Origin of the sequence: Burkholderia sp. EMB26 (genome assembly GCF_024730645.1) — a bacterium.
GTDB lineage: Bacteria > Pseudomonadota > Gammaproteobacteria > Burkholderiales > Burkholderiaceae > Burkholderia > Burkholderia cenocepacia.
On the sequence record NZ_CP078071.1, the window covers coordinates 1,327,588 to 1,349,992 of the forward strand.

Consider the following 22,405-nt stretch of genomic DNA (forward strand, 5'->3'; position numbering starts at 1 on the left):
GTGCACGACCTTGTCACACCCCCTTCACAAACGCGCGATGTGACGTTAGAATTGCGCCCCTTGCAGTGCCGACGTGGTGAAATTGGTAGACACGCTATCTTGAGGGGGTAGTGGCGAAAGCTGTGCGAGTTCGAGTCTCGCCGTCGGCACCAGATGCGTTTTCCCCGCATTCCAGCATTCTCTGAAACCCGCGACAGCACCTGGCTTCGCGGGTTTTTTGTTTTCCGCTACGCCAACAACAAAAAATTCCGCACGACCGCGGACGGCTCGTCGCAGCGCGACGCAATCGCCAGCCTGGCGCGGAACCGGTTACCCGCGAACGGCCGGTACACGACCCCGGGAACCTGCACCTGCGTAATCGCCTTCGGCACAACCGACACGCCGAGCCCGGCCGCCACCAGCGTCACCGCGGACGCGATCTGCGGCGCCGGTTGCGCCATGCGCGGCTCGAACCCGGCGGCCCGGCACGCGGCGACGATGTCGTCGAACAGCGCGCCGCCGGCCGCGCGCGGCACCTGCACGAACGACTCGTCGGCCAGTTCCGCCAGCTCGATGCGCCGCCGCTGCGCGAGCCGGTGCGCGACGGGCAGCGCGACGAACATCGGCTCCTCGTCCCAGTCCGACACCCGCAGCGTCGCGGCGACGCGACGCTCGGGCCGCACGATCGCGACATCGACGCGCCCGGCCTCGAGCGCCTCCAGCAAAACCCCCGACGTCGCTTCCTGCAACGTCAGCTCGGCCTCCGGAAACGCCTCCCGAAAGCGGCGAATCAGATCCGACACCTTCGGATTGAACGCGGCCGTGCCGGTGAAGCCGACCCGCAAATGGCCGGTTTCCCCGCGCGCCGCGCGCCTGGCCGCCCGGGCCGCGCGCTCGGCGTCGTCGAGCACGCGTCGCGCCTCCTCCGCGAACACCTCGCCCGCCAGCGTCAGCTCGGCGCCGCGCGCGGTCCGCTTGAACAGCTCCACGCCGAGCTCGTTCTCGAGCGCCTTGATCTGCTGGCTCAACGGCGGCTGGCCGATGCCGAGCGTTTCGGCGGCCTTCGTGAAATTCGACGCGGCCGCGACGGCCAGAAAGTAGCGGAGATGCCGGAGTTCCATGCGTGACGTGACCTCGCGGTGAGTCGGATTAATCCGTCAGCCAGTGTTAAAACATATGGCTGCGGTTCATTTCATATATTGGACATATACATGACCGTGCGCAAGAATTCGTGTATCCCGTCGCACAACGAGTGCCTTCATGTCCTCCGCTTCGATTTCCCGTTCCCTGCCCGGCACGCAGAACACCGCACCCGATGCGCTGCCGGCCGGTGTGTCCCCGCGCTCGGCCGCGTACAAGCGCATCGCGTTCGCGCTGTTCCTCGCCGGCTTTTCCACTTTCTCGCTGCTGTACTGCGTGCAGCCGCTGCTGCCCGCGTTCGCCCGCGAGTTCAACGTCGGCGCGGCGTCGAGTTCGCTCTCGCTGTCGCTGTCGACCGGGATGCTCGCGGTGTCGATCCTGTGCGCCGGCGCGCTGTCCGAACGCGTCGGGCGGCGCGGGCTGATGTTCGCGTCGATGACGCTGGCCGCGCTGTTCAACCTGCTCGCCGCGTGGTCGCCGAACTGGCACCTGCTGCTGGTCTGGCGTGCGCTCGAAGGCTTCGCGCTGGGCGGCGTGCCGGCGGTGGCGATGGCGTATCTCGCGGAAGAAATCGCGGCGGACGGCCTCGGCTTCTCGATGGGGCTCTATGTCGGCGGGACCGCGTTCGGCGGCATGATCGGACGGATCGGGATGAGCGCGCTCGAAGAGCACTTCTCGTGGCGAACCGCGATGCTGTCGATCGGCGTCGTCGACCTGCTCGCGGCGATCGCGTTCGTGATGCTGCTGCCGCCGTCGCGACGCTTCGTGAAGCGCACCGACCTGACGCTGCGTCACCACCTGCGGCTGTGGCACGCGCAATTGCAGCACGCGCGCCTGCCGTTCGTATTCGCGATCGGCTTCCTCGTGATGGGCGCGTTCGTGACGATCTACAACTACGCCGGTTTCCGGCTCATGGCCGCGCCGTTCAACCTGAGCCCGACCGCGTGCGGGCTGATCTTCGGCGCGTACCTGTTCGGGATGGTGTCGTCGTCGAGCGCCGGCGCGCTCGCCGATCGCCTCGGGCGGGCGCCGGTCCTCGTCAGCGGCATCGTCGTGTTCGCGGCGGGCCTCGCGCTGACGCTGTCGCACTCGCTCGCCGCGATCGTCGTCGGCATCGTGCTCGTGACGATCGGCTTCTTCGTCGCCCATTCGGTCGCGAGCGGCTGGGTCGGCGCGCTCGCGGGCGCCGCGAAGGGGCATGCGGCTTCGCTGTATCTGCTCGCCTACTACGTCGGGTCGAGCATGCTCGGCTCGGTCGGCGGCGCGTTCTGGCAACGCGGCGCGTGGACGAGCGTCGCCGCGTACGTCGCGGTGCTGCTCGTCATCGCATTGCTGGCGGCGCGGCAGTTGAGCCGCGCTTGAGCCGCGCTCAGCCACGCGTGACCCGACGCGGCGCGGCGCGATGCGCACCCTGCATCGCGCGCCGGCCGCTCAGCCGTCACGACACCAGCGCATCGTCCCCCTTCACCGCATACGCCGCCTCGCGCCGCCGCAGCTTCATCGCGATCAGCGCCGCCAGCACCGCGAGCGCGACGCCGGTGAGAAACCCGCCCGTGTAACCGACCTTCGCGGTCAGCGACAGGATCGTCGACGACGCGATCAGCTCGCCGAGATCGCGCGTGCTCTGCACGGCCGTCACGTCGGTGCCGGCCTGATCGCTGCCGCCGGCGAAACGCATGCCGGCCGTCATGATCGACACGGACGTGATGCCGGTCGCCAACGAGCCGAGCACCGTGCACAGCCACGCCCACGACGGCGACACCGGCAGCCACCCGTTCGCCTGCGCGAACCACAGCAGCGCGGCCGCGCCCGCGCAACTCACGCCGGCCGTAAACGCGCGCCACAGCCCGAGCGCCCTCACGAGCCACGCGCCGCCGCCGCAACCGAGCACGACCGTCACGACGCCGCCCGCCATCCCGAGTTTGCCGATCGCGTCGAGCGACCAGCCCGCGTCGTTGAGGAACAGCTTCGACAGGCCGAAGCCCGATACGGCGGTCATCGCCGACAGCAATGCGAGCGACAGCAGCGACCACGAACGCGGCCGCTTCGCGAAGCGCACGAGGCTCGCATCGTGTTCGGGCCGGACGCGCGCGCGATCCGCGTCGCGCGGCAGCACCCACAGCACGCAGACGAGGCTCGCGAGCGGGACGGCGGCCAGCGCGAGAAACGCGGCGGGCTGGCCGAACAGGCCGATCAGCGTCAACGTGCCGGCGCCGCCGCCGAAGAAGCCGATCATCACGCCCGCGATCTGGATCGCGTTGATCTTCGCGAGCGTGTCGCCGCTGAAATGCTCGGCGGCCATCCCGTCGTTCGCGATGTCCTGCGTCGCGCTCGCGAGCGACGCGACGGCCAGCAGCCCGACCGCCCAGCCGGCCGTCGCGACGGTCATCCCGATCTGCGCGAGGCTGACCAGGCACAGCACGACGATCGTCTGCATCGGCAGCATCCAGCTGCGCCGCCGGCCGATGCGGGGCGACCAGCGGTTGTCGACGACGGGCGCCCACAGGAATTTCACGACCCACGGCAGTCCAACGAGCGGCAGGAACGCGAGCGCGTGAAGCGGCGCGCCGTCGTGGCGCAGCAGCGTCGGCATCGCGTCCATCGCGATGCCGATCGGGATTCCCTGTGACAGGTAAAGCAGCGTGATCGTGATGACCAGGCGGCGATGTTCGAGCAGGTCGCGCATCGAAGTCTCCAGTTGAATGAGGTTAAAAAGGTTCGGCGCCGGCCGGCATGCGCGCAGGCTGCATCGCGTCGCGCCGCGGACGGCGTGCCGCACGCAGCAACAATGCGCCGAAGGCGACGAGCGCCACGTCGATCGGCCAGTACACGGGCTGGCCCGCGCCCCGCAGCGCGAGCGCGCAATGGGTCGCGCCGGCCAGCCCGTACGCGATGCCGGCCGCACGCATCAGCACGCGCAGCCATGCCGCGCGATCGGCGACACAGGCCGCGAGCGCGATCGCGCCGACCCACACGGCCCAGAACAGCATCGCGAGCGCATGGTCGACGTGCACGCCGTCCGGCAGCGCACGGCCGGCGAACAGCAGGGCGCCGCCCGCGAGCACGAGCCCGCCGCACACGCCGACCGCGGCGGCGGCCAGCACGTCCGCCGAACGCTCGCGCTGCGCACGCCGCCGCTCGATCCACAGGTGCAACCCCGTCGCGCACAACGCGCACGCGGCGAGTCCCATCAGGAAATGCAGCACGCGCAGCCCATCACCGGCCGCCCCCACCCAGCCGTATTGCGCGAAATGCAGCGGCTGCACCGCGATGAACGCGCGCAGCCAGAAGCCGCGGCCGCGCGACGTCGCATCGGCGAGCCATTGCCCGTCCGTCGCACGGTACAGGTGGCGTTCGAACACGGCGGTGCTCGGCAGGCCCGCGGTCGTGCCGGCAATCTCGACGCGCGCATTCACATCGCCCCAGCGATGCAGCACGACGGCTTCGGGCCGGAAATCCGGCCTGCGCACCGCGTCGCGCCGCAGCAGCGCATCGAGATCGGGCGCATGTCGCCACGGGCCGCCGGCTTCCACGGGCGGCGGCCCGCCCAGCAGTTCGGCGAACGCACGCTGCGGCTGCCCCGGATACGCGACGCCCGCGAGCGACACCGTGCCGAGCGCGCCGAGCCCCGACAACGCGCCGGTGAACGCGAACAGCACGAGCCACGGCGTGCCCCACAGGCCGATCCATGCGTGCAGGTCGAACAGCGCGACGCGCAAGCCGTGGCCGCGCCGGATGCGCGCCGCATCGGGCCAGCGCTTGCGATGCACGACGATGCCCGCGACGACGAGCACGAGCAGCACGATGCCCCACAGGCTGACGAAGATGCGCCCGGGGAAGCCGGCGAACAGCGTCTTGTGCAGCGTGACGATCAAGGTCGCCCGCCCTGCGTCGGGCAGCGGCGCGCCGGTTGCCGGATCGAGTGCGAGCGTGCATGTCTGGCGCGCGTCGCAGAAACGGATGGCCGGATCGTCCGGCCGCGGCAGCACGATGCGCGCGTCGCGCAACGCCACCCCGAGCGACGCCGCGCGCGTGACGAGCACATCGAGCGACAACGTCGGCCGCGCGACGGCCACCGCCGGCGGCCGCCACCAGCCCTGCATCGAATCGAATGCGAGACTCCAGGCGCCGCTGAACAGCACGACGAACAGCACCACGCCGAACAGCGCACCAGCGCCGCGATGCAGCGCGCGCCAGCGCGAACGCGACGAAGCATCCATGTCAGCGCCCTCCCCAGAACATCGCGCACGGCACGAGCACCGCGAGCCACACACCCGCGCGCCACGCGGCCTGCCGCCAGCCGGGCGCGACGAGCACCCACAGCAGCGCGGCGACGCTCGCGGCGAGCGTCAGCAACACGGCCGCATAGAGCCGGTTCAGGCCGTCGTCGGGGTAATGACGGGCCAGCGTGAGCGCGAGCGCGACCGCACCCGGCAGCACGCCGCCGATCGCGATCGCCGCCCGCGCCCCCCAGCCGGACGCCATCAGAATTGCCCGCGCACGGTCAGCATCACGTTGCGCGGTTCCCCGTAACGGTTGTTCCAGCCCGGCTGGCTCAGGCTCAGGTAGTAGTGGCGGTCGAACAGGTTGTTGACGTTGAGCGCGGCGCTCCAGTGCTTGTCGTAGCGGTAGCCGAGCCGCACGCTCGCGAGCGCGTAGCCGCCCTGGCTCATCGTGACGCCGTTCGCCTGCGCCGAGTAGCTGCTCTGCACCTGCACGCCGCCGCCGATGCTCCAGCGCCGCTCCTGCCACGGCAGGTCGTAGTTGGTCCACAGCCGGAACAGGTGGCGCGGATTCAGCAGCGGCGCGAACGTGCCCGCGTTCGCGAGGTTGTCCGCATAGCGCATCGTGTCGTACGTGTAGCTCGCCCACACGCTCCACCACGGGGTGATGCGGCCGTTCGCCTCGAACTCGAAACCCTGGCTGCGCACGCTGCCGCCGTTCACGTAGTAGCAGCTCGGCCCCGCGCACGGATGCGCGAGGTCGACCTGCGGGTTGTTGTCGAGATCGATGCGGAACGCCGCGAGCGACACGTTGAGCTTGCCGCCCGCCAGTTCGCCCTTCACGCCCGTTTCGTAGGTGCGCCCCTTCACCGGCGTCAGGATGCCGCCGCCCCACATCGACTTGGTCTGCGGCTGGAACACCTCCGCATAGCTCGCGTACCACGACCAGTCGCGCGCGAAATCCCAGATCAGCCCGCCGTATGGCGTGAACTGGTGGCCGGTGTTGTAGTGCGCGCCGAGGCTGTCCTGGTTCCACCAGCTCATCCGGCCGCCGAGCACGAGCGTCAGCGGTTCCGCGAGCTTGATGCGGCCGAGCCCGTAGACGCCCTTCTGCGAAATGTCGTTCTGCTGCGATTGCTGGTACGGCCCGATGCCGGGCTCGGGCACGCTGCTCGGGTTCCAGCGATACACGTTCACCGGCGTGCCGGCCACGTCGCCGAGCAGCGGCGCCGTCATCTGCCCGCTGCTGCTGTTCGCGTAGCTGACGCCGAACAGCAGGTCGTGCGTGAGCCCGAACGCATGCACGGGGCCCTGCACGTTCGCGTCGAGGCTGCGGCTGTAGCTGCTGAACTGGTACGCGGCGCCGGTCAGCCGGCCGCCGGCGCCCGTCGCCGGATCGATCGCGCCGAACGAACCCGCGTACTTCAGGTCCGAGCGCACGCTCTGGTATTCGCCGCTGACCTTTGCTTTCCAGCCGGCGCCGAGCTTCTGCTCGACCGACGCGAACGCACGCGTCGTGTCCCAGTTGAAGCGGCCCCACGCGGTGTCGAGGAACGTCGAGCGCGACAGGCCGAGGCTCGATCCGTCGCGCGCCATCGGCACGCCGGACATGTCGGGCACCGACGACGTGGTCTGGTACTGCGCGCCGAACGTGAGCAGCGTGTCGCGCGTCACGTCGACTTCCGTGACGCTGTAGATCGAACGCGTGTCCTGCTTCGCATGGTCGTAGAAGAAGTGGCGATCCTCGTACGCGGCGACGAGCCGGCTGCGCACGGTGCCGGCCGCATTGAGCGGGCCGCCGATGTCGGCTTCCGCGCGATAGCGGTCCCAGCTGCCGACGCTTGCGGTCGCATGCGCGGAAAACTGGTATTGCGGGCGCTTGCGCACGAGGTTGACGGTCGCGGCCGGATTGCCGGAGCCGTGCAGCAGCCCGTTCGCGCCGCGCAGGATTTCCACGCGCTCGTACACCGAGATGTCCTGCGGCGCGCTCGCCATGTCGCCGATCACGACCGGCACGCCGTCGAATTCGAACGAATCGACCTTGAAGCCGCGCACGAAGTACGCGGTGGTGAGCAGCACGTAAGGCTGGACCGTCACGCCGGCCGACTGCTGCATCACCTCGTCGAGCGAGAACAGGTTCTGCTGGTCGATCCGCTCGCGCGTCGTCACGCTGACCGACTGCGGAATCTCGCGCAACGCGAGCGGCATCTTGCCGACCGTCGCCACCGACGGATCGTCGGCCACGCTGCGCGACGCATTCACCGCAATCGCCTTCAACTCGCCCCCGGCAGGCTGCGCGGCGGCCGCCTCTTCCTTGCGGACTTCCGCGCCGCCCGCCGGCGCCGCATCGGCGAACGCCGCCGCCGGATGCGCGGCGATCAGCAGGCCGAGGTACAGCGACGGACGCCAGCGCCCGAAACGGGCGACGCGCGCGCCCTGCATCATCGATCTCTCAGGTTCCCGTACCTCGTACCGCATTCACGCCCCCGTATTTGATAATCATTCTCATTATCAATTAGAACCGGCAGGCGATTTTTCGATCGAGGGGCTTTTCCTATCGATTCCGGGCACGGCGGCCCGTATTGTTCACGTCACTGTTCGGATTCGGCCGGGCGGAATTCCGCGTCCGCGCCGGCGGGCGGCGCCCCGTCGGGTGGCCGTCCGGCGCGGGCGAACGCCGCGTACCACGCATCGGTCTCGATCAGTTGCGCGTGCGTGCCGGTCGCCCGCACGCGGCCCGCGTCGAGCACGACGATCGTGTCGGCGGCCGCCGCCAGCGCCGGCTGGTGCGTGACGACGATGCGCGTGCGCTGCCCGCGCAGCGCGACGAGACTGTCGCGCACGCGCCGCGCGCTCAGTTCGTCGAGGCTCGCGGTCGGCTCGTCGAACATCAGCACCGGCGCCCGCGCGAGCAGCGCACGCGCCAGGCACGCCCGCTGGCGCTGCCCGCCCGACAGCACCTGCCCGCCCGGCCCCACGTCGGTGTCGAGACCGTCCGGCAGGCGCTCGGCGTCGCGCAGCAGGCCGACCGCGTCCAGCGCGGCGCGCAGCTCGGCATCGGTCGCGTCCGGTCGCCCCATCCGCACGTTCCACGCGAGGCTGCCGCGAAACAGCCCGTTGTCCTGGAACACGAGGTTGCGCGTCGCGGCGAGCGTCGCCTCGCTCAGGTGCCGCACGTCGGCGCGGCCGAGCAGCACGCGCCCGGCGCACGGATCGTCGAGCCGCGCGAGCAGGCCGAGCAGCGTGCTCTTGCCCGCGCCCGTGGGGCCGACGATCGCGACGAAGCCGCCCGCCGGGCAATGCAGGTCGATCCCGTCGAGCAGCGTCGCGCCGCCGGCCGACCGATAGCCGACGCGCAGCGCGTCGACGCTCGCGTCGTGTACCGGCGTGCCGCGCTCGGGGCTGTCGAAGCGCGGCGCGTGCAGCACCGCGAGCACCGTGTCGAGCGCGCGCCAGCCGCCGCGCAGCGCCTGATCGAGCTGCGTGAGTTGCGCGAGCGGCTCGATGAAGCGCACGAGCAGCACGAGCACCGCGACGGCCGTCGCCGCGTCGAGTCGGCCGGCCGCGACGGCCCACGCGCCGCCGATCAGCATCGCGACGAACACGCCCTGCACCGCGGCCGCGAATCCGAGCTCGAGCGGCAGCGAGCGCCGCATCAGCGCCCGCGTGCGGCGATGCTGTTCGTCGCACGCGCGCTGCAACGCCGCGCGTGCTTCGCCGTCCTGGCCCGCGAAGCGCAGCAGCCCCTGATGCGCGGCGAAGGTCTGAAGCTGCACGGCCATCTCGCGATCGCCCGCGGCGCGCGCCTGTTCGAACCCGAGCGTGCGGGCGCCGCCGCGCTGCAGCAGCGCGAACAGCAGCACGGCCGCCGCCGCGAGGCACAGCGCGATGCGCCAGTCGATCCATGCAAGGCCCGCGACCACCGCGAGCGGCGTGACGACCGCGCCGATCAACGGCCCGAGCAGGTGCGCGGGAATCCCCATCGCCTGCATCACCGGCCCGCGCAGCAACCCGGCCGGATGACTGTCGCGCACGGTCTGCCACGACGCGATGCGCGGCAGGTGTTGCACGAGGCGTTCGACGAGGCCCACGGCCAGCGCGCCGCCCGCGCGATAGCCGCCGCGTTGCGCGACGTACAGCACGAGCGCATGACCCAGCGTCAGCGCGCCGAGCACGATCGTCCAGTGCAGCGCGGCCGTATGCGCGCCGGCGAACCATGCGCGGATCAACGGCACGAGCAGCAGCCCGCACGCGCCGTCGAGCAACGCGGCGGCCACCGCCCAGCCCAGCCCGCGCCACAGCGCGCGGCGCGTGTCGCGCGGCAGGCACTGCAAACGTTTGAGCGATTTCGTCATCATGCGGCCTCCCCGCCTGCGGCGCCGCGTTCGCGCCAGAGCCGCGCATACAGCCCACCCGCGGCCAGCAGCGCCGCATGCGTGCCGCGTTCGACGAGGCGGCCGCGTTCCATCACGAGAATCTGGTCCGCGTGCCGGATCGCGTCGAGATCGTGGCTGACGATCACACGGGTACGCGTGTCGGTGCGCAGCGCGTTGCGCAACGCGCGCCCGGTTTGCGGATCGAGCGCCGACGCCGGTTCGTCGAGCAGCAGCAACGGCGCACGCGACAGCAGCGCACGCGCGATCGACAGCCGCTGCAGTTCGCCGCCGGACAGGCGCACGTCGCGCCCGCATACGCAGTCGTAACCGCCCGGCAATGCGTCGATGCGTGCGTCGAGACACGCCGCGCGCGCGGCGGCGCGAATCGCGTCGCGATCGGCGTCGGGTCGATAAAGCGCGATGTTCGCGGCAATCGACACGTCGAGCGCGCTCGCCTGCTGGAACACCATCGCAATCTGTTCGCGGCGCGTCTGCGAACTGACCAATCGCAGATCGGCGCCGCCGAGCCGCACCGTGCCGCGATCCGGGTCCATGAAGCGCGCGAGCAGCATCAGTAGCGTGCTCTTGCCCGCGCCGGACGGCCCGACGATCGCGGTGGTCGTGCCGGCCGCGAGCGTCGCGTCGATGTCGCGCAGGATCGGCTCGCCGTCGATGTCCACCTGCACGCCGCGCAGTTCGATCGACGCATCGCGCGGCGCCTGTGCCGCGCCGTCGGCGGGTTCCTGCAGGCCGGGCTGCGCAAGCAACGCATCGAGCCGCGCGGCGGCCGCGCGCGCGTCGCGCAGCGCATCGGCGCCATGACCGAGCGCACGCACCGGCGCCGCGACCGCCCAGATCAGCAGCGCGAACGCGCACAGCGTGCCGACCGGCAACTGCCCGGCCGTCAGCCACGTCGCGCCGAACACGACCCACGCGAGCAGCAACGGCGTGCCGAGCAGCACCTGCGTGCACGCGCCGAGGCCGCCGATGCGGCCGACCCACGCCGAGAACGCCCGCGAGAACTGCCCGCTCGACGCGAGCGCGGCCGCCTCGATGCCGGCGCCCGGATACTGCCGCACCAGCGCCGGGTTCTGCGCGAGCTGCGCGTAGTCGCCCATCAACCGTTCGAGCGCCGCGTTGCGTGCGGCGAAGGCCGGCGCGAAACGTGCCGAGCGCATCCAGCGGAACAGCGCCGCGCCGGCGACGAGCGGCACGAGCGCGAACGCGAGCAGCGCGGGATTCAGGTAAAGCAGGCACGCGAGCGCCGCGCACGGCACGACCACGAGCTGCGTGAGATCGGCCGGCGCATGCGCGACGAGCTGGTGCAGCGCGCGCACGTCCTGGTCGACGTGGCGCGCGACGCGGTCGCTGCCCGCGCGCGCGAACCAGCCGAGCGGCAAACGCTGCAGATGATCGGCGAGGCGCTTGCGCAGGCGATCGCCGAGATCGGCGTCGACGCGGTGCGTCAGGTGCAGCGCGACCGTCTGGCCGGCCAGCCAGAACGCACCGGCCGCCACGGCCGCGACGAGCCAGCCGCGCGCCGCCGTGTCGAGCTGCGCGCTCGCGCGCCATGCGTCGGCGAGATGCGCGAGCGCGAGCCACGGCACGAGCGACGCGATGCCGGCCAGCGCCTGCAACGCCACCGCCGCGACGAGCGGCACCGCGAACGGTCGCAACATCGAAAGCAACGGCCCCTTCATGCAGCACGCTCCAGCAGCATGCCGAGCGTCGCGGCGCGCGCATCGCCCGGCGGCTGCGCCGGAAAACCGAGTTGCGCGGTCAACTGCTGCCACACGCGCGCCACGTCGATGCTGCGCTGGTTGCACGCGTGCAGCCCTTCGCCGGACACGAGGCGATCGACGGCACGCACGGCCGCCTGCGGCCAGCTGCGCGCATGAATCTCGCCCCACGTGTCCTGCGCGTCGTCGCAGATCTGGATGCTCGGCAGGTCGTCGCCGGCCGGCTCGCCGAAGATCGGGAACAGGCCGTCCTCGTCCTGCGCCGGCTCGCGCAGCGCGGGCGCCCACCACAGCGGGCCGTGCGGCGACGCGAGCGTCCACGTGCCGGCGTCGGTCGTCAGCGTGATGCCGAACAGCATGCTCATCCGGCCGTCGTCGGCCGCCGCCATCTCGTTGTGCACGCGCAGCGACACCGGCGTTTCGGCGAGCACCATCGCGCATTCGCGCATCGACGACAACGCCGGCCCGATCGGTTCGACCGACCACGGCCCGACGCCCTGCAACGCGGCCGCGAGCACGTCGAGCGCCGCGTAGCTCGCCTGCACCGAGCACACCACGTCCGCATGCACCGGCGCGCTCGTCTCGCGCAGCCGCCGCGCGACCGCGATGAAGCGCGCGACGACCGGCAGGTTCGGATAGAAGCTGTTGAGCAGGCAACGGCGGCCCTGGCGCGACGCGGTACGCAGCACGCCGGCCCATTCGTCGGGCAGCAGCGGATGCTCGATCACGACGTCGATCCCGCGTTCGAGCAGCCGGCAGGCCAGCGCGGCGCCCTCCGCGCCGCGGGCCGCGCCGCCGACGGCGACGCACGCGATGCGCACGTCGTCCGGCAACGCGTCGACGCGGTCGAACACCGGCGCCCCGACGCGCGCGGCCAATGCGGCCGTGCGCGCGCTGCCCTGGCCGAGGATGCCGGCGACGTGATACGAACCGGACGCCGCGAGGCCCGCCGCATAGAACTGACCGAAACGGGAGCCGGCCACGACGACCGGCAGCGGATGGACCTTCATCGTGCCTCCTTCAGGCGGGTGTCGACGAACGCGGCGTTCAGGCAGTCGAAATGACCGCCGGGGATATCGACGGCCGTGATGCCGCCGAGCGCCTGCGCCGTCCAGTAGTCCGTGAGCGCCGCGCGCTGCTGCGGAATCAGCGGATTGCAGCGCTCCGGCACGAACAGCCGCAGCGCGCCCGCATACGGCGCATCGCCGGCCCAGTGGCACGCCTGCACCGAATGCATGAAGAGCCGGTAGAGCCGCTCGCGCTCGTCGAGCAGCGGATGCGCGACCGCGTCCTGCATCGACAGGCCGGCCGCCGCGCGCAACACGCGGCCGCGCAGCACGTCGAGCGGCTCGCAGCGATCGCCGAAGATCTCGAGCTGCGCCTGCAGGCTGCCCGGCGCGAGCCGCGTGGGGTCGGCCTTCAATGCGTCGGCGAGCGCGTCGGCCAGCACGTACGTTTCCGGAAACCCGAGTGCGTCGAGCGGCAGCCCGAGCGTCGCCGCGAAGTTGAACAGCACGAGCCGTTCATCCTCGATCAGGTACGGAATCCGGTAGCTCGACACGATGTCGAGCGTGCGCACCGTGACGCCCAACTGCACCAGCGACTTCGCCATTTCGAGCGCGACCAGCCCGCCCGAGCAATAGCCGAGCACGTCGACCTCGCGCACGCCGCTGCGCCACAGCGCATCCGCGTAACGCCGGCCCAGCGTCGCGTTCAGGTGACGCGCCGGCAGGTCGAGATAGTCCTGCGCGTCGCGCACCGCGAAGCCGAGCACCGGGCCGAGCCGCGCCAGCGCGGGAAGCACCGGACGATACGCATGCACGGTGCCGAGCCCTTCGTGCACGATCACGCGCGGCACGCCGTCGCCGGGCGCGAGCGGAATCGGCCGCACGCCGGTGCGCACGCGCGGCGCCGGCGCATGGACGACCGCCGACCCATGCGCCGTGCGCGACGCGGCGGGCGCGGCCGTCGGCGTCGCGCTCGCCGGCTGTTCGCCCGCGTCGCGCAGGCATTGCGCGAACGCGGCGGGCGTCGGCTGCGCGAGCACCCAGCGCAACAGCCGGTCGAACGGATGCGCGTGCGCGAGCGGTTCCTCGCCGCGCAGCCGCGACACGAGTTGCGCGATCAGCAGCGAATCGCCGCCCGCGGCGAAGAAGTCCTGATCCGGCGAGACGTTGCGCGTATCGAGCACGGTCTCCCACAAGCCGATCAGCCGCGCCAGCAACGGATCGGCTGCCGGTGCGGGCACCGCTCGCACCACGGCCGGCGCCGGCTCGCGGATATCGGCGATGCCGGCCAGCGTACGGCGGTCGATCTTGCCGTTCGCGGTCACCGGCAAACGTTCGAGCACGCGCAGTTGCGACGGCACCATGTAGCCCGGCACACGCTCGGCCACGAACGCCAGCAGCGTATCCGGCGCGATGCGCGCCGCGCCGCGCTTCACGTGGGCGAGCAGGATGTCGTAGCCGAGCGCGGCGAGCGGCGTGTCGGGCGCGACGCACCCGAGCGCGCGATCGCCCGCTTCCGCCTGCAGCCAGTCGAGCCACTGCGCATGCGGCACGAACAACCGCGCCGATGCGGCCCGCGCATCGTCCGGCGTCTCCATCATCAGCCCCTGGCTGATGCTGATTTCCGGATGCTCGGCCGTCAGTTCCTGGATCACCCACCACGCGTCGGGCGCCGACAGTGCGCGCAAGCCGGCAATCAGCGCGACCGTGTCGCGCGCATTGTTCAGCGCGCCGGAGCTGATCGTCATGTCGACCGAATGCGGCGCAATGCCCTGCGCGTCGCACGCCGCATTCATGTCGAAACGCACGAAGCGCATCCACGGATACGCAGCGAAACGCTCGCGCGCGGCCGCGAGGAAGTAGCTCGACACGTCGCTGAACAGGTAATCGATGCGCGTCCCGGCTTCCACCAGCGGCGCGAGCGCCTCGACGATCGCCCGCGTCGCGGCGGCCGTGCCCGCGCCGATTTCGAGGATGCGCCACGCGCGCCGCGGTTCGCGTGCGACGACGGCGTGCACGGCCTGCGCCATCCCGCGATGCAGCGCGCGGGCGTGTTCGCCGTCGCTGTACATCGCTTCGGCGATATGCGAAGCCCCTTCCGGGAACATCAGGCCGGCCGGCGATACGCGGCCGTCGATCTGCGCGTCGAGGCATCCGGCGCTGGCGCGGAAGTAATCGACGAGGACGGCCGGCCACAGCGCGGGCGATGCGTGTTGCGCGAATGCGTCCCAGCATGCACGCGCGTCGACGATGCTGACGTCGGGCCGCCTGCGCCAGCCGTCGTCCGCGTCCGCGTCCAGCACGCCATGTGTGACCAGCATCGCGAGCCAGTGGCGCAGCAGATGTCGTCGCGCCGCCGGCACGCGCAGCCGCTCGCACAGCGTCGCGAAACCGGTCACGCCGTCGGTCGTCAAGCCGCCGGCCGGCACGATCCACGCGGCGAGCGACGCCACGCACGCTGCGTCGAGCTGCGCGACCGAACGCGACACGTCCGCCTGCGCGGGCCAGCGCGCGGCGTCGAACGCCGTGCGCACGTGCGTCGCGATCTCGTGCAGCGCGTCGTCCTGCGCCGGCGGGGGCGCTTCCGCGCCCTGCAGCGACACGAAGCTCGCAAGCCGGCGCTCCGCGCCCTCGCCGAGCACGATCGTGGCCGCCGCGCCGACGAGCGGATGCGCGGTCAGCGCCGCATCGATCTCGGCGAGCTCGATCCGGTAGCCGCGAATCTTCACCTGATCGTCCTGCCGCCCGAGGAATTCGAGCGAGCCGTCGGCGCGCACGCGCCCGAGATCGCCGGTGCGATAAAGCCTGCGCCCGTCCGGATGACGAATGAAACGCTCGTCCGTCCGCACGGGATCGTTCGCGTAGCCCGTCGCAAGCCCGACGCCGCCGATATGGATCTCGCCGCGCACGCCCGGCGGGCACGGCCGGCCGAGTGCGTCGAGCACTTCCATCGTCTGCCCGGTCAGCGCGCGGCCGTACGGAATGCTCGCGAGCTGCGTATCTTCCGGACGGATCGGATGTTCGATCGACCAGATCGACGCTTCGGTCGCGCCGCCGAGGCTGAACAGCGCGCTGTCGGGCCAGCGACGCCACCAGCGGGCCGGCAGCGTCACCGGAATCCAGTCGCCCGACCACAGCACGCGGCGCGGGCCCGGCACGTCGAGCGCCGGTTCGCCTTCGAGGTAGTCGATCAGCATCTGCCCCTGTGCGGGCACCGAATTCCACAGCGTCACGCGATGGCGCGCCATCAGTTCGGCCCAGTGCGACGGATCGTTGCCGCGCGCCGGATCGGGCAGCACGATGCACGCGCCGCGCGCGGTCGCACCGAAAAAATCGTAGACGGACAGGTCGAAGCTCAGTTCGGCCAGGCCCAGCACCACGTCGCCCGCGCCGACCGCATGCCGCGCGCTGATGTCGGCGAGCGTGTTGCACACCGCCGCGTGGCTCAGCATCACGCCCTTCGGCTCGCCGGTGGAGCCCGACGTATAGATCACGTAAGCCAATGCATCGGGAGCGATGTCGCATGCGGCGCGCGGCGGCCATTGCGGATCGATCGGCACCGCATCGATATCGATGCGCACGCAACCGTCATGGTCGAATGCGAGCGCCTGCACGCTGACGACCGCGCGTACCCGTGCATTGCGCAGAATGGCCTGCTGCCGCAGCGCCGGCTGGCGGCTGTCGACCGGCACGTACGCGGCGCCCGCCTGGACGATCGCGAGCACGGCCGCGAGCTGGTGCGCGCACTTCGGCATCAGTACCGCGACGGTATCGCCCACGCCGACGCCCGCCTGTTCGAGCGCGGTACGCAGCGCCGCCGCCTGTTGCGCGACCTCGCGGTACGTGCGCGGCCCCCGCGCATCGATCACGACCGGCGCATCGGGCGTGCGCAGCGCCTGCGCGGCGAAACCGGCCGCGATATGCGTATCGGCATCCGGATGCACGTCGGCGACGGGCGCCGCGGACGGCAGCACGATGTCACCCTCACGCGACCACCATGCGGCATCGTCGGCCAGACGACCCAGCAGCGCGACATACGCGTCGAACATCGCGGCCGGCATGCCGTCCGGAAACAGGTCGTCGCGCACGTCCCAGCCGATTTCCAGCCCGCCGAACTGGTCGGTCACCTGGCAGTCGAGCCACACCTGCGGCGTCTGGCTGATCATGGTGCGCGGCGGCGCGGCGCGCGCCGCGTGCCCTGCGTGCCCCGCGTGCTCGCCGAGCAGGCGCTCGACACTGCCGATCCCGCTCGTGAACACCACCGGCATCAGCGCCGCATCCTTGCCGCGCCGCCGTGCGAGTTCGCGCATCACGTCGACGCCGGTGAACGCGCGATGGTCGAGATCGTCGAACATCCGCGCGCCGATCGTGCGGGCACGCTCGACGAAATCGCGCCCGTGCGTCGCGTCGACGGCGAGCAGGCTCAGCGCGGTGAAATCGCCGAGCACCGCATCGATGCGCGGATGCACGGGCGGACGGTTCAGCACCGTCAGGTTCAGGCAGAACGCCGGCGTCTGGCTCCAGCGGCCGACGACCTCGGCGAACGCGGCCAGCGCGACGCTCGCCGCGCTCAGCCCGAAACGGCTCGCCTGGCCGCTCAGCGCGGCCCATTGCGCGCGATCGAGCCGCGCATGCCGATGCGTGAAGCGCGGCCGCCCGTCGGTGCGCCTCGCGGGCACGACCGGCAGATCGGGACGCGCGGGCAACTCGTCGAGTCGAGCGAGCCACCATGCCTTGTCGCGCGCATGGTCCGCACGCGTGTCGGCCTGCGCTTCATGCAGCACATAGTCGCGAAACGTCGCATCGAGCGGCGCGGGCTGCCATTGCGGATCGTCGTAACGGCGCCGCCATTCGGCGAGCAGCAATTGCAGGCTCGCGTAGTCGATCAGCGTGAAATCCACGGACAGGTGCAGCACCGCCGCCTCCTGGCCGAGGCTCACTTCCGGCTGCAGCACCGGCCAGCGGTCGAGCGCATGCACCGCATGGTCGAGGCGCTCGCGCACGCGGCTCAGGTGCGCGTCGAAGGCGTTCGCGTCGGCCTCGCGCAGGTCGTGCACGGTGAGCGGCTGCCACGGCACGTCGGGCAGCACGCGTTGCCATGCGTTGTCCTCGACGATCGCGCGCAGCATCGGATGGCGCGCGACGCACGCATTCCACGCGGCTTCGAAGCGCACGCAGTCGAGATCCTGCGGTTCGTCGTATTCGACGTACAGGTGGCATGCGCTGCCGCCGAACTCGAACGATTCGTGGCGACCGAGCACATACGCGGCCTGCACCGGCGTCAGCGCGAACCGTTCGTGCCGGTGCGCCGGATCGTCGCGCCATGCGCCGTTCTGAAGGAAGCGGACGAACGCATCGCGTTCGGCCTTGATGCGCGCGGCGAGATCCGCATCGAGCGCGCCGGCCGGCGCGCGATAGCGCAACTGGCCGCCGTCGTCGCACCACAGTTCGATCCGCCGTTCGCGGCAGAGGTCGAGCACGTCGTCGAAACTCACAGCACGCCCTCCTCGATCGTCGCGACCGCTGCGTCGCCGTCGGCCGGCGCCGCCGGCGTCAGTTCGTCGAGCTGCGCCGCGAGACCGGCGAGCGTCGGCTGCCGGTAGAACGCGGCCATCCCGATCCGCACGCCGAGCCGCTCGCGCAGTTGCGCGAGCAGGCGCGTCGCGAGCAGGCTGTCGCCGCCGAGCGCGAAGAACGTCGCGTCGCGCGCGTTCGCCGCGCGGCCGAGCGCCTGTTCCCAGCAGGCGAGCAATATCGCGTGCCGCTCGCCGGCCGGCACGAATGCGTCGTGCGCGGCCGGCGCGTCGCCGAGTGCGCGCGCGAGCGCCTCCCCGACTGTCCGGCGATCGATCTTGCCGTTCGCGTTGAGCGGCCAGCGCGGCACGCACCACAGCGCATCGGGACGCATCGCGTCGGGCAAGCGATCGCGCAACCAGTCGGCCAGCGCCGCCTGCGCGATCGGCTCGCCGACCCGGCGCGCGTCGAGGCAGGCGAACGCCGTCGAGCGCCAGCTGCGCGCATCGAGCGCAAAGCCGCACGCGTGGGCGGCCGCCGCGAGCGCGTCGTCGGGGAACGGCCGCGGCGGCGACGTATCGCCCGCGACGCTCGCGACGAGTTCACGCAGCGGCGAATCGCGCAGCACGTCGGCGAGCAGCAGGCGGCCGTCCCGCGCGAGCAGCGCGGCCGCGATCCGGAACGTGTCGCGCGGATCGTCGCGCAGGTGCGCGGCCGCGAAACTGATCACGCAATCGAATGCGCCGAGATGACGTGCGGGCAGCAAGCCGTCCTGCATCGTCTGCAATGCGGGCAGCGTTCGCGTGAAGCGTGCCTGCGCGTTGTGCAGCAGGCCCGGCGACACGTCGAACAGCGTGACGTCGAAGCGCGGATCGTCGAGCACGCCGAGCCCCGCATCGAGCGCCTGGCCCGCGCGCACATCGAGCACCGCGACGCGCAGCGCACCCGTGTGCGCCGCGGCCTGCGCGTCCAGCGCGGCGGCGAACTCGCGCAGCGCACGAACGCCGTCCGGCAAGCGCGTCGCGAACGCGAGCGGCGCCACGCACGGGTCCAGCGGCACGCGTTGCGCGGCGGTCTCCGGATCGGCGGCGAGCGCGCGCAGCGCGGCCGTCAGAGCGTCGAGATCGGTTGCCTGCCAGGCGAGCCGGTCGAGCGCGTCGTCGATCGGGATCGATGCGGCGCCCTTTGCGCGCCAGTGCGCGAGCAGCGGCGGCGGCAGCCCCGCGTCGCCGTCGAGCAGCCGGGCGGCGACGGCGTGCGCGACGGCCGTTTCCGCCGGCATCGTGTCGACCATGTCGACTGCCGCGAGCAACGATGGCGCGGTGTCCGCCGCCGCGCAGTCGGCCGGCACGAACGCCGCGACGATGCGCGCGGCCTCGCCGTGGACGACGCTCGCACATGCACCGTCGATCAATGGATGCGCGGCGAGCGCCGCCTCGATCTCGCCGAGTTCGATCCGGTGCCCGCGCACCTTCACCTGTCGATCCTCGCGGCCGAGGAATTCGAGCGTCCCGTCCGGCCAGTAGCGGCCGCGGTCGCCGGTGCGATACCAGCGGCCCGACGCGTGCTGCACGAAACGCTGCGCGGTCAGCTCGGGATCGTTCCGGTAGCCGCGCGCGAGACTGTCGCCACCGATCAGCAATTCGCCCGGCACGTAATCGGGCACATCGCGACCGTCGCCATCGACGACGCGATACGCCTGCCCCGGCAACGGCCGGCCGTACGGAATCGAACGCCAGTGCGGCGGCACGTCGCGCACCGTCTGCACGTTCGACCAGATGCCGGCCTCGGTCGCGCCGCCGAGCGCGTGGAACGCACAGGCGTCGCCGCAGCGCTCGCGCAGGCGCGCCGGCAGGTCGAGCGCGATCCAGTCGCCGGACAGCAGCGCCGCGCGCACGCTGCGGCACGCGTCGCGCGCCGCCGGCACGGCCAGCGCCATTTCCAGCAGCGCGGGCGCCGAGTTCCACAGCGTCACGCGGTGCTGCGCGATCAGTTCGATCCAGCGTGCCGCATCGCGCGCTTCGTCCTGCGTCGGCAGCACGAGCTGCGCACCGGCGCCCAGCGCGCCGAACAGGTCGTACACCGACAGATCGAAATCGAGCGCCGACACCGCCAGCAGCCGGTCGTGCGCGCGCACGCCGAGCAGCGCATCGATCGCATCGATCGTGTTGACGGCCGCCGCGTGCGTCATCTCGACGCCCTTCGGCACGCCCGTCGAACCGGACGTGTAGATCACGTAAGCCGTCGCCCGCGGCGCGACCTCGAGCGGCGCGGCCAGCGGCACATGCCGCAGCAGCGCGGCGATGCCGACATGCGGCAGCGGCCCGTCCGCGCAGGCGGTGTCGACGATCGCGGCCTTCACGCCCGCCGCGCGCTCGATCAGCGCCTTGCGCGCGACCGGCTGCGCGATGTCGAGCGGCACGTAGCACGCGCCGGCCGCCAGCACGCCGAATACGGCCGCGACCTGCTCGGGCCCGCGCGGCAGGCTGATCTCGACGGCATCGCCGTGCCCGATCCCGGCCGCGCGCAACCCGCCCGCGATCGCGAGCGCCTGCGCGGCCAGTTCGCCGCGCGTCACCGCGCGATCGCCGCATCGCACGGCGACGGCGGCCGGCTCGCGTGCGGCCAGCGCGAAGAAATCGTGATGCAGCGTGCGCGCACGGCCGGGGGCCGGCAACGCGTTGAGCGCATCGCGCACGCGCCGCTGCGCGGACGGCAACTCGACCGCGATCGGCAGCCGCCAGTCGCGATCGCACAGCGCCTGCACGAACGCGACATACGCGCCGAACATCGCGTCGATCATCCCGTCCGGGAACAGGCCGTCGACGCTGTCCCACGCAAGCAGCGCGCCGCCCGGCACGCGATAGAGCTGATGATCGAGCCATACCTGCGGCGTCTGCGAAATCATGTCGTGCAGATCGCCGAACACCTGCGCGAACGCAGCGGGCACGAACGGCTCGTCGCCGAGATTGCACGAGAACACGACCGGCGCCGCGCGCGGCGTGCCCTGCCGACGCGCATCGCGCAGCACGTCGAGCGCCGGATACGCGGCCTGCGCGATCGCACCGTGCAGCCGCTGCTGGAACGCGCGCACCGTGTCGGCCGCGCTCGCATCGGCGTGCACGTCGCATTCGACGAGCAACAGCGTCGTGAAATCGGCGATCACGCGGCCCAGATCGGGCGCATCGCCGTGCCGGTCGAACAGCGGCACGTTGAGCAGGAACGCCTGCCGGCCGCTCCAGCGCGCGAGCACCGCCGCGAATGCCGCACCGAACACCGACGACAACGTGACGCCATGCTGCGCGGCCCGCGCCTGCAGGCGCGTCAACTCGTCCGTGCTCAGCGTATGCGCGACGCGGCTGAAACGCGGCGCACGGATCGTTTCCGGCGCACGGGCGAGCGGCAGCGCCGGCCCTTCCGGCAGCGTCGCGAGCCGCGCCTGCCATGCGTCGCGCGCCGCGGCCCGCGCATCGCGCGCATCGGCCGCGCGACGCGCGAGCCAGGCCGGGAACCACGTCGACGGCGCAGCCGGCAGCGCCGACGGCTCGGCATAGGCGACGCCGATCTCCTGCATCAGCAGCCGCACGCTGTCCACGTCGGCCGCGAGCAGGTCGACGCTCAGCCACACGCGATCCTCGCCGCCGGGCATCTGCGCGAGCCCCATCATGAACACTTGCGCGTGCTCGACGTCGAGACATTCGTGCGAGCGGAATGCGCGCAGCGACGCCCATTCGGCTTCCGCTTCGGCCGCCGTCCGGTCGCGCCAGTCCGCGTGCGCGAACACCGGCGCGTCCGGCGCCGCGACGATCTGCTGGCGGCCGCCGTCGAAGCGCGCGCGCAGCATCGGATGACGCTCGCGCACGCGCCGGCACGCGGTGTCCAGCCGAACCGGATCGATCGCGCGGCTGCGGAATTCGAGAAACGCGTGGCAACTCACGTTGCCGAGCACCTCGCCGTCGCCGCGGCCGAGCCAGTACGCCTGCTGCACCGCGGACAACTCGAACGGCGCGTGCACGTCGACGGCTTCGGCCGCGACGACGGCTTCCGCGCGCGCGATACGCGGCGCAGTCGCGAGCAACGCGGTCCACGCGCCGAGCGTCGGCTTACGCGCGAGCGCGTCGAACGTCAGCGCATGACCGAGCCGGTTCAAGCGCGTCTGCAGATACATCAACCGGATCGAATCGAGGCCGCAGCTCAGCAGGTCCTCGTCATCGTCGAGCGACGCGATCTCGTCGACGGCTTCGTCGAGCAGCTCGGCGATCAGCGCAACGAGCTGCGCGCGACAGTCAGTGGGAGAACAACAGGAAGGATCGGAATGGTCGGTAGTGGAATCGACAACGGTCTGGCTCATGGGCACGCCTTGTATGGGTCGTTCGACGGCGGGTCCGCGCGGCGGCGGCCACCTGTGAATGAGAATCTATCTCATT

The 22,405-nt window shown here is 71.7% G+C and carries 11 protein-coding genes and 1 tRNA gene; 2 read left to right on the forward strand and 10 right to left on the reverse strand.

Annotation, left to right across the window (positions count from 1 at the left end):
- The first annotated feature begins 67 nt into the window (after nucleotides 1-67).
- A tRNA-Leu gene (locus KU887_RS22800) sits at nucleotides 68-152 on the forward strand.
- Nucleotides 153-227: 75 nt separating this feature from the next.
- Here KU887_RS22800 and KU887_RS22805 read toward each other — a convergent pair.
- Nucleotides 228-1,100 carry a LysR family transcriptional regulator gene (locus KU887_RS22805; protein WP_006486745.1) on the reverse strand — a complete coding sequence of 291 codons (873 nt, stop codon included), beginning with the start codon at nucleotides 1,098-1,100 and terminating at the stop codon, nucleotides 228-230.
- 139 nt (nucleotides 1,101-1,239) lie between these two features.
- On the opposite strand from KU887_RS22805, the gene KU887_RS22810 reads away from it, so the two are divergent.
- Nucleotides 1,240-2,481 carry an MFS transporter gene (locus tag KU887_RS22810; RefSeq protein WP_258258258.1) on the forward strand — a complete coding sequence of 414 codons (1,242 nt, stop codon included), beginning with the start codon at nucleotides 1,240-1,242 and terminating at the stop codon, nucleotides 2,479-2,481.
- 76 nt (nucleotides 2,482-2,557) lie between these two features.
- On the opposite strand, the gene KU887_RS22815 is transcribed toward KU887_RS22810, so the two are convergent.
- The 9 genes from KU887_RS22815 to KU887_RS22855 all read right to left on the reverse strand — a co-directional run bounded on the left by KU887_RS22815 (nucleotide 2,558) and on the right by KU887_RS22855 (nucleotide 22,329).
- Entirely contained in the window at nucleotides 2,558-3,805 is a 1,248-nt protein-coding gene (locus KU887_RS22815) for a RhtX/FptX family siderophore transporter (RefSeq protein WP_258258260.1), read from the reverse strand.
- Between the two features lie 22 nt (nucleotides 3,806-3,827).
- Nucleotides 3,828-5,339 (reverse strand): PepSY domain-containing protein, encoded by a 1,512-nt coding sequence (locus KU887_RS22820; RefSeq protein ID WP_258258262.1) that lies wholly within the window; start codon nucleotides 5,337-5,339, stop codon nucleotides 3,828-3,830.
- A gap of 1 nt (nucleotide 5,340) precedes the next feature.
- The gene (locus tag KU887_RS22825; RefSeq protein WP_006486734.1) at nucleotides 5,341-5,604 is read right to left on the reverse strand and encodes a hypothetical protein; all 264 of its coding nucleotides are present in this window, start codon (nucleotides 5,602-5,604) and stop codon (nucleotides 5,341-5,343) included.
- Nucleotides 5,604-7,787 (reverse strand): TonB-dependent siderophore receptor, encoded by a 2,184-nt coding sequence (locus tag KU887_RS22830; RefSeq protein WP_258258263.1) that lies wholly within the window; start codon nucleotides 7,785-7,787, stop codon nucleotides 5,604-5,606. Before KU887_RS22830 ends, KU887_RS22825 begins: the two co-directional genes overlap by 1 nt.
- Nucleotides 7,788-7,933: 146 nt before the next feature.
- Entirely contained in the window at nucleotides 7,934-9,697 is a 1,764-nt protein-coding gene (locus KU887_RS22835; protein ID WP_258258443.1) for an ABC transporter ATP-binding protein, read from the reverse strand.
- A complete protein-coding gene (locus tag KU887_RS22840; RefSeq protein WP_124633263.1) occupies nucleotides 9,697-11,418 on the reverse strand; it encodes an ABC transporter ATP-binding protein in 1,722 nt (573 codons plus the stop codon). Before KU887_RS22840 ends, KU887_RS22835 begins: the two co-directional genes overlap by 1 nt.
- On the reverse strand, nucleotides 11,415-12,467 hold the full coding sequence (locus KU887_RS22845; protein ID WP_006493253.1) for a Gfo/Idh/MocA family oxidoreductase: 1,053 nt from the start codon (nucleotides 12,465-12,467) through the stop codon (nucleotides 11,415-11,417). The genes KU887_RS22840 and KU887_RS22845 overlap by 4 nt, the downstream gene beginning before the upstream one ends.
- Entirely contained in the window at nucleotides 12,464-17,959 is a 5,496-nt protein-coding gene (locus KU887_RS22850) for a non-ribosomal peptide synthetase (protein WP_258258265.1), read from the reverse strand. Before KU887_RS22850 ends, KU887_RS22845 begins: the two co-directional genes overlap by 4 nt.
- Nucleotides 17,956-22,329 carry an amino acid adenylation domain-containing protein gene (locus KU887_RS22855; protein WP_258258267.1) on the reverse strand — a complete coding sequence of 1,458 codons (4,374 nt, stop codon included), beginning with the start codon at nucleotides 22,327-22,329 and terminating at the stop codon, nucleotides 17,956-17,958. Before KU887_RS22855 ends, KU887_RS22850 begins: the two co-directional genes overlap by 4 nt.
- Nucleotides 22,330-22,405 lie beyond the last annotated feature (76 nt).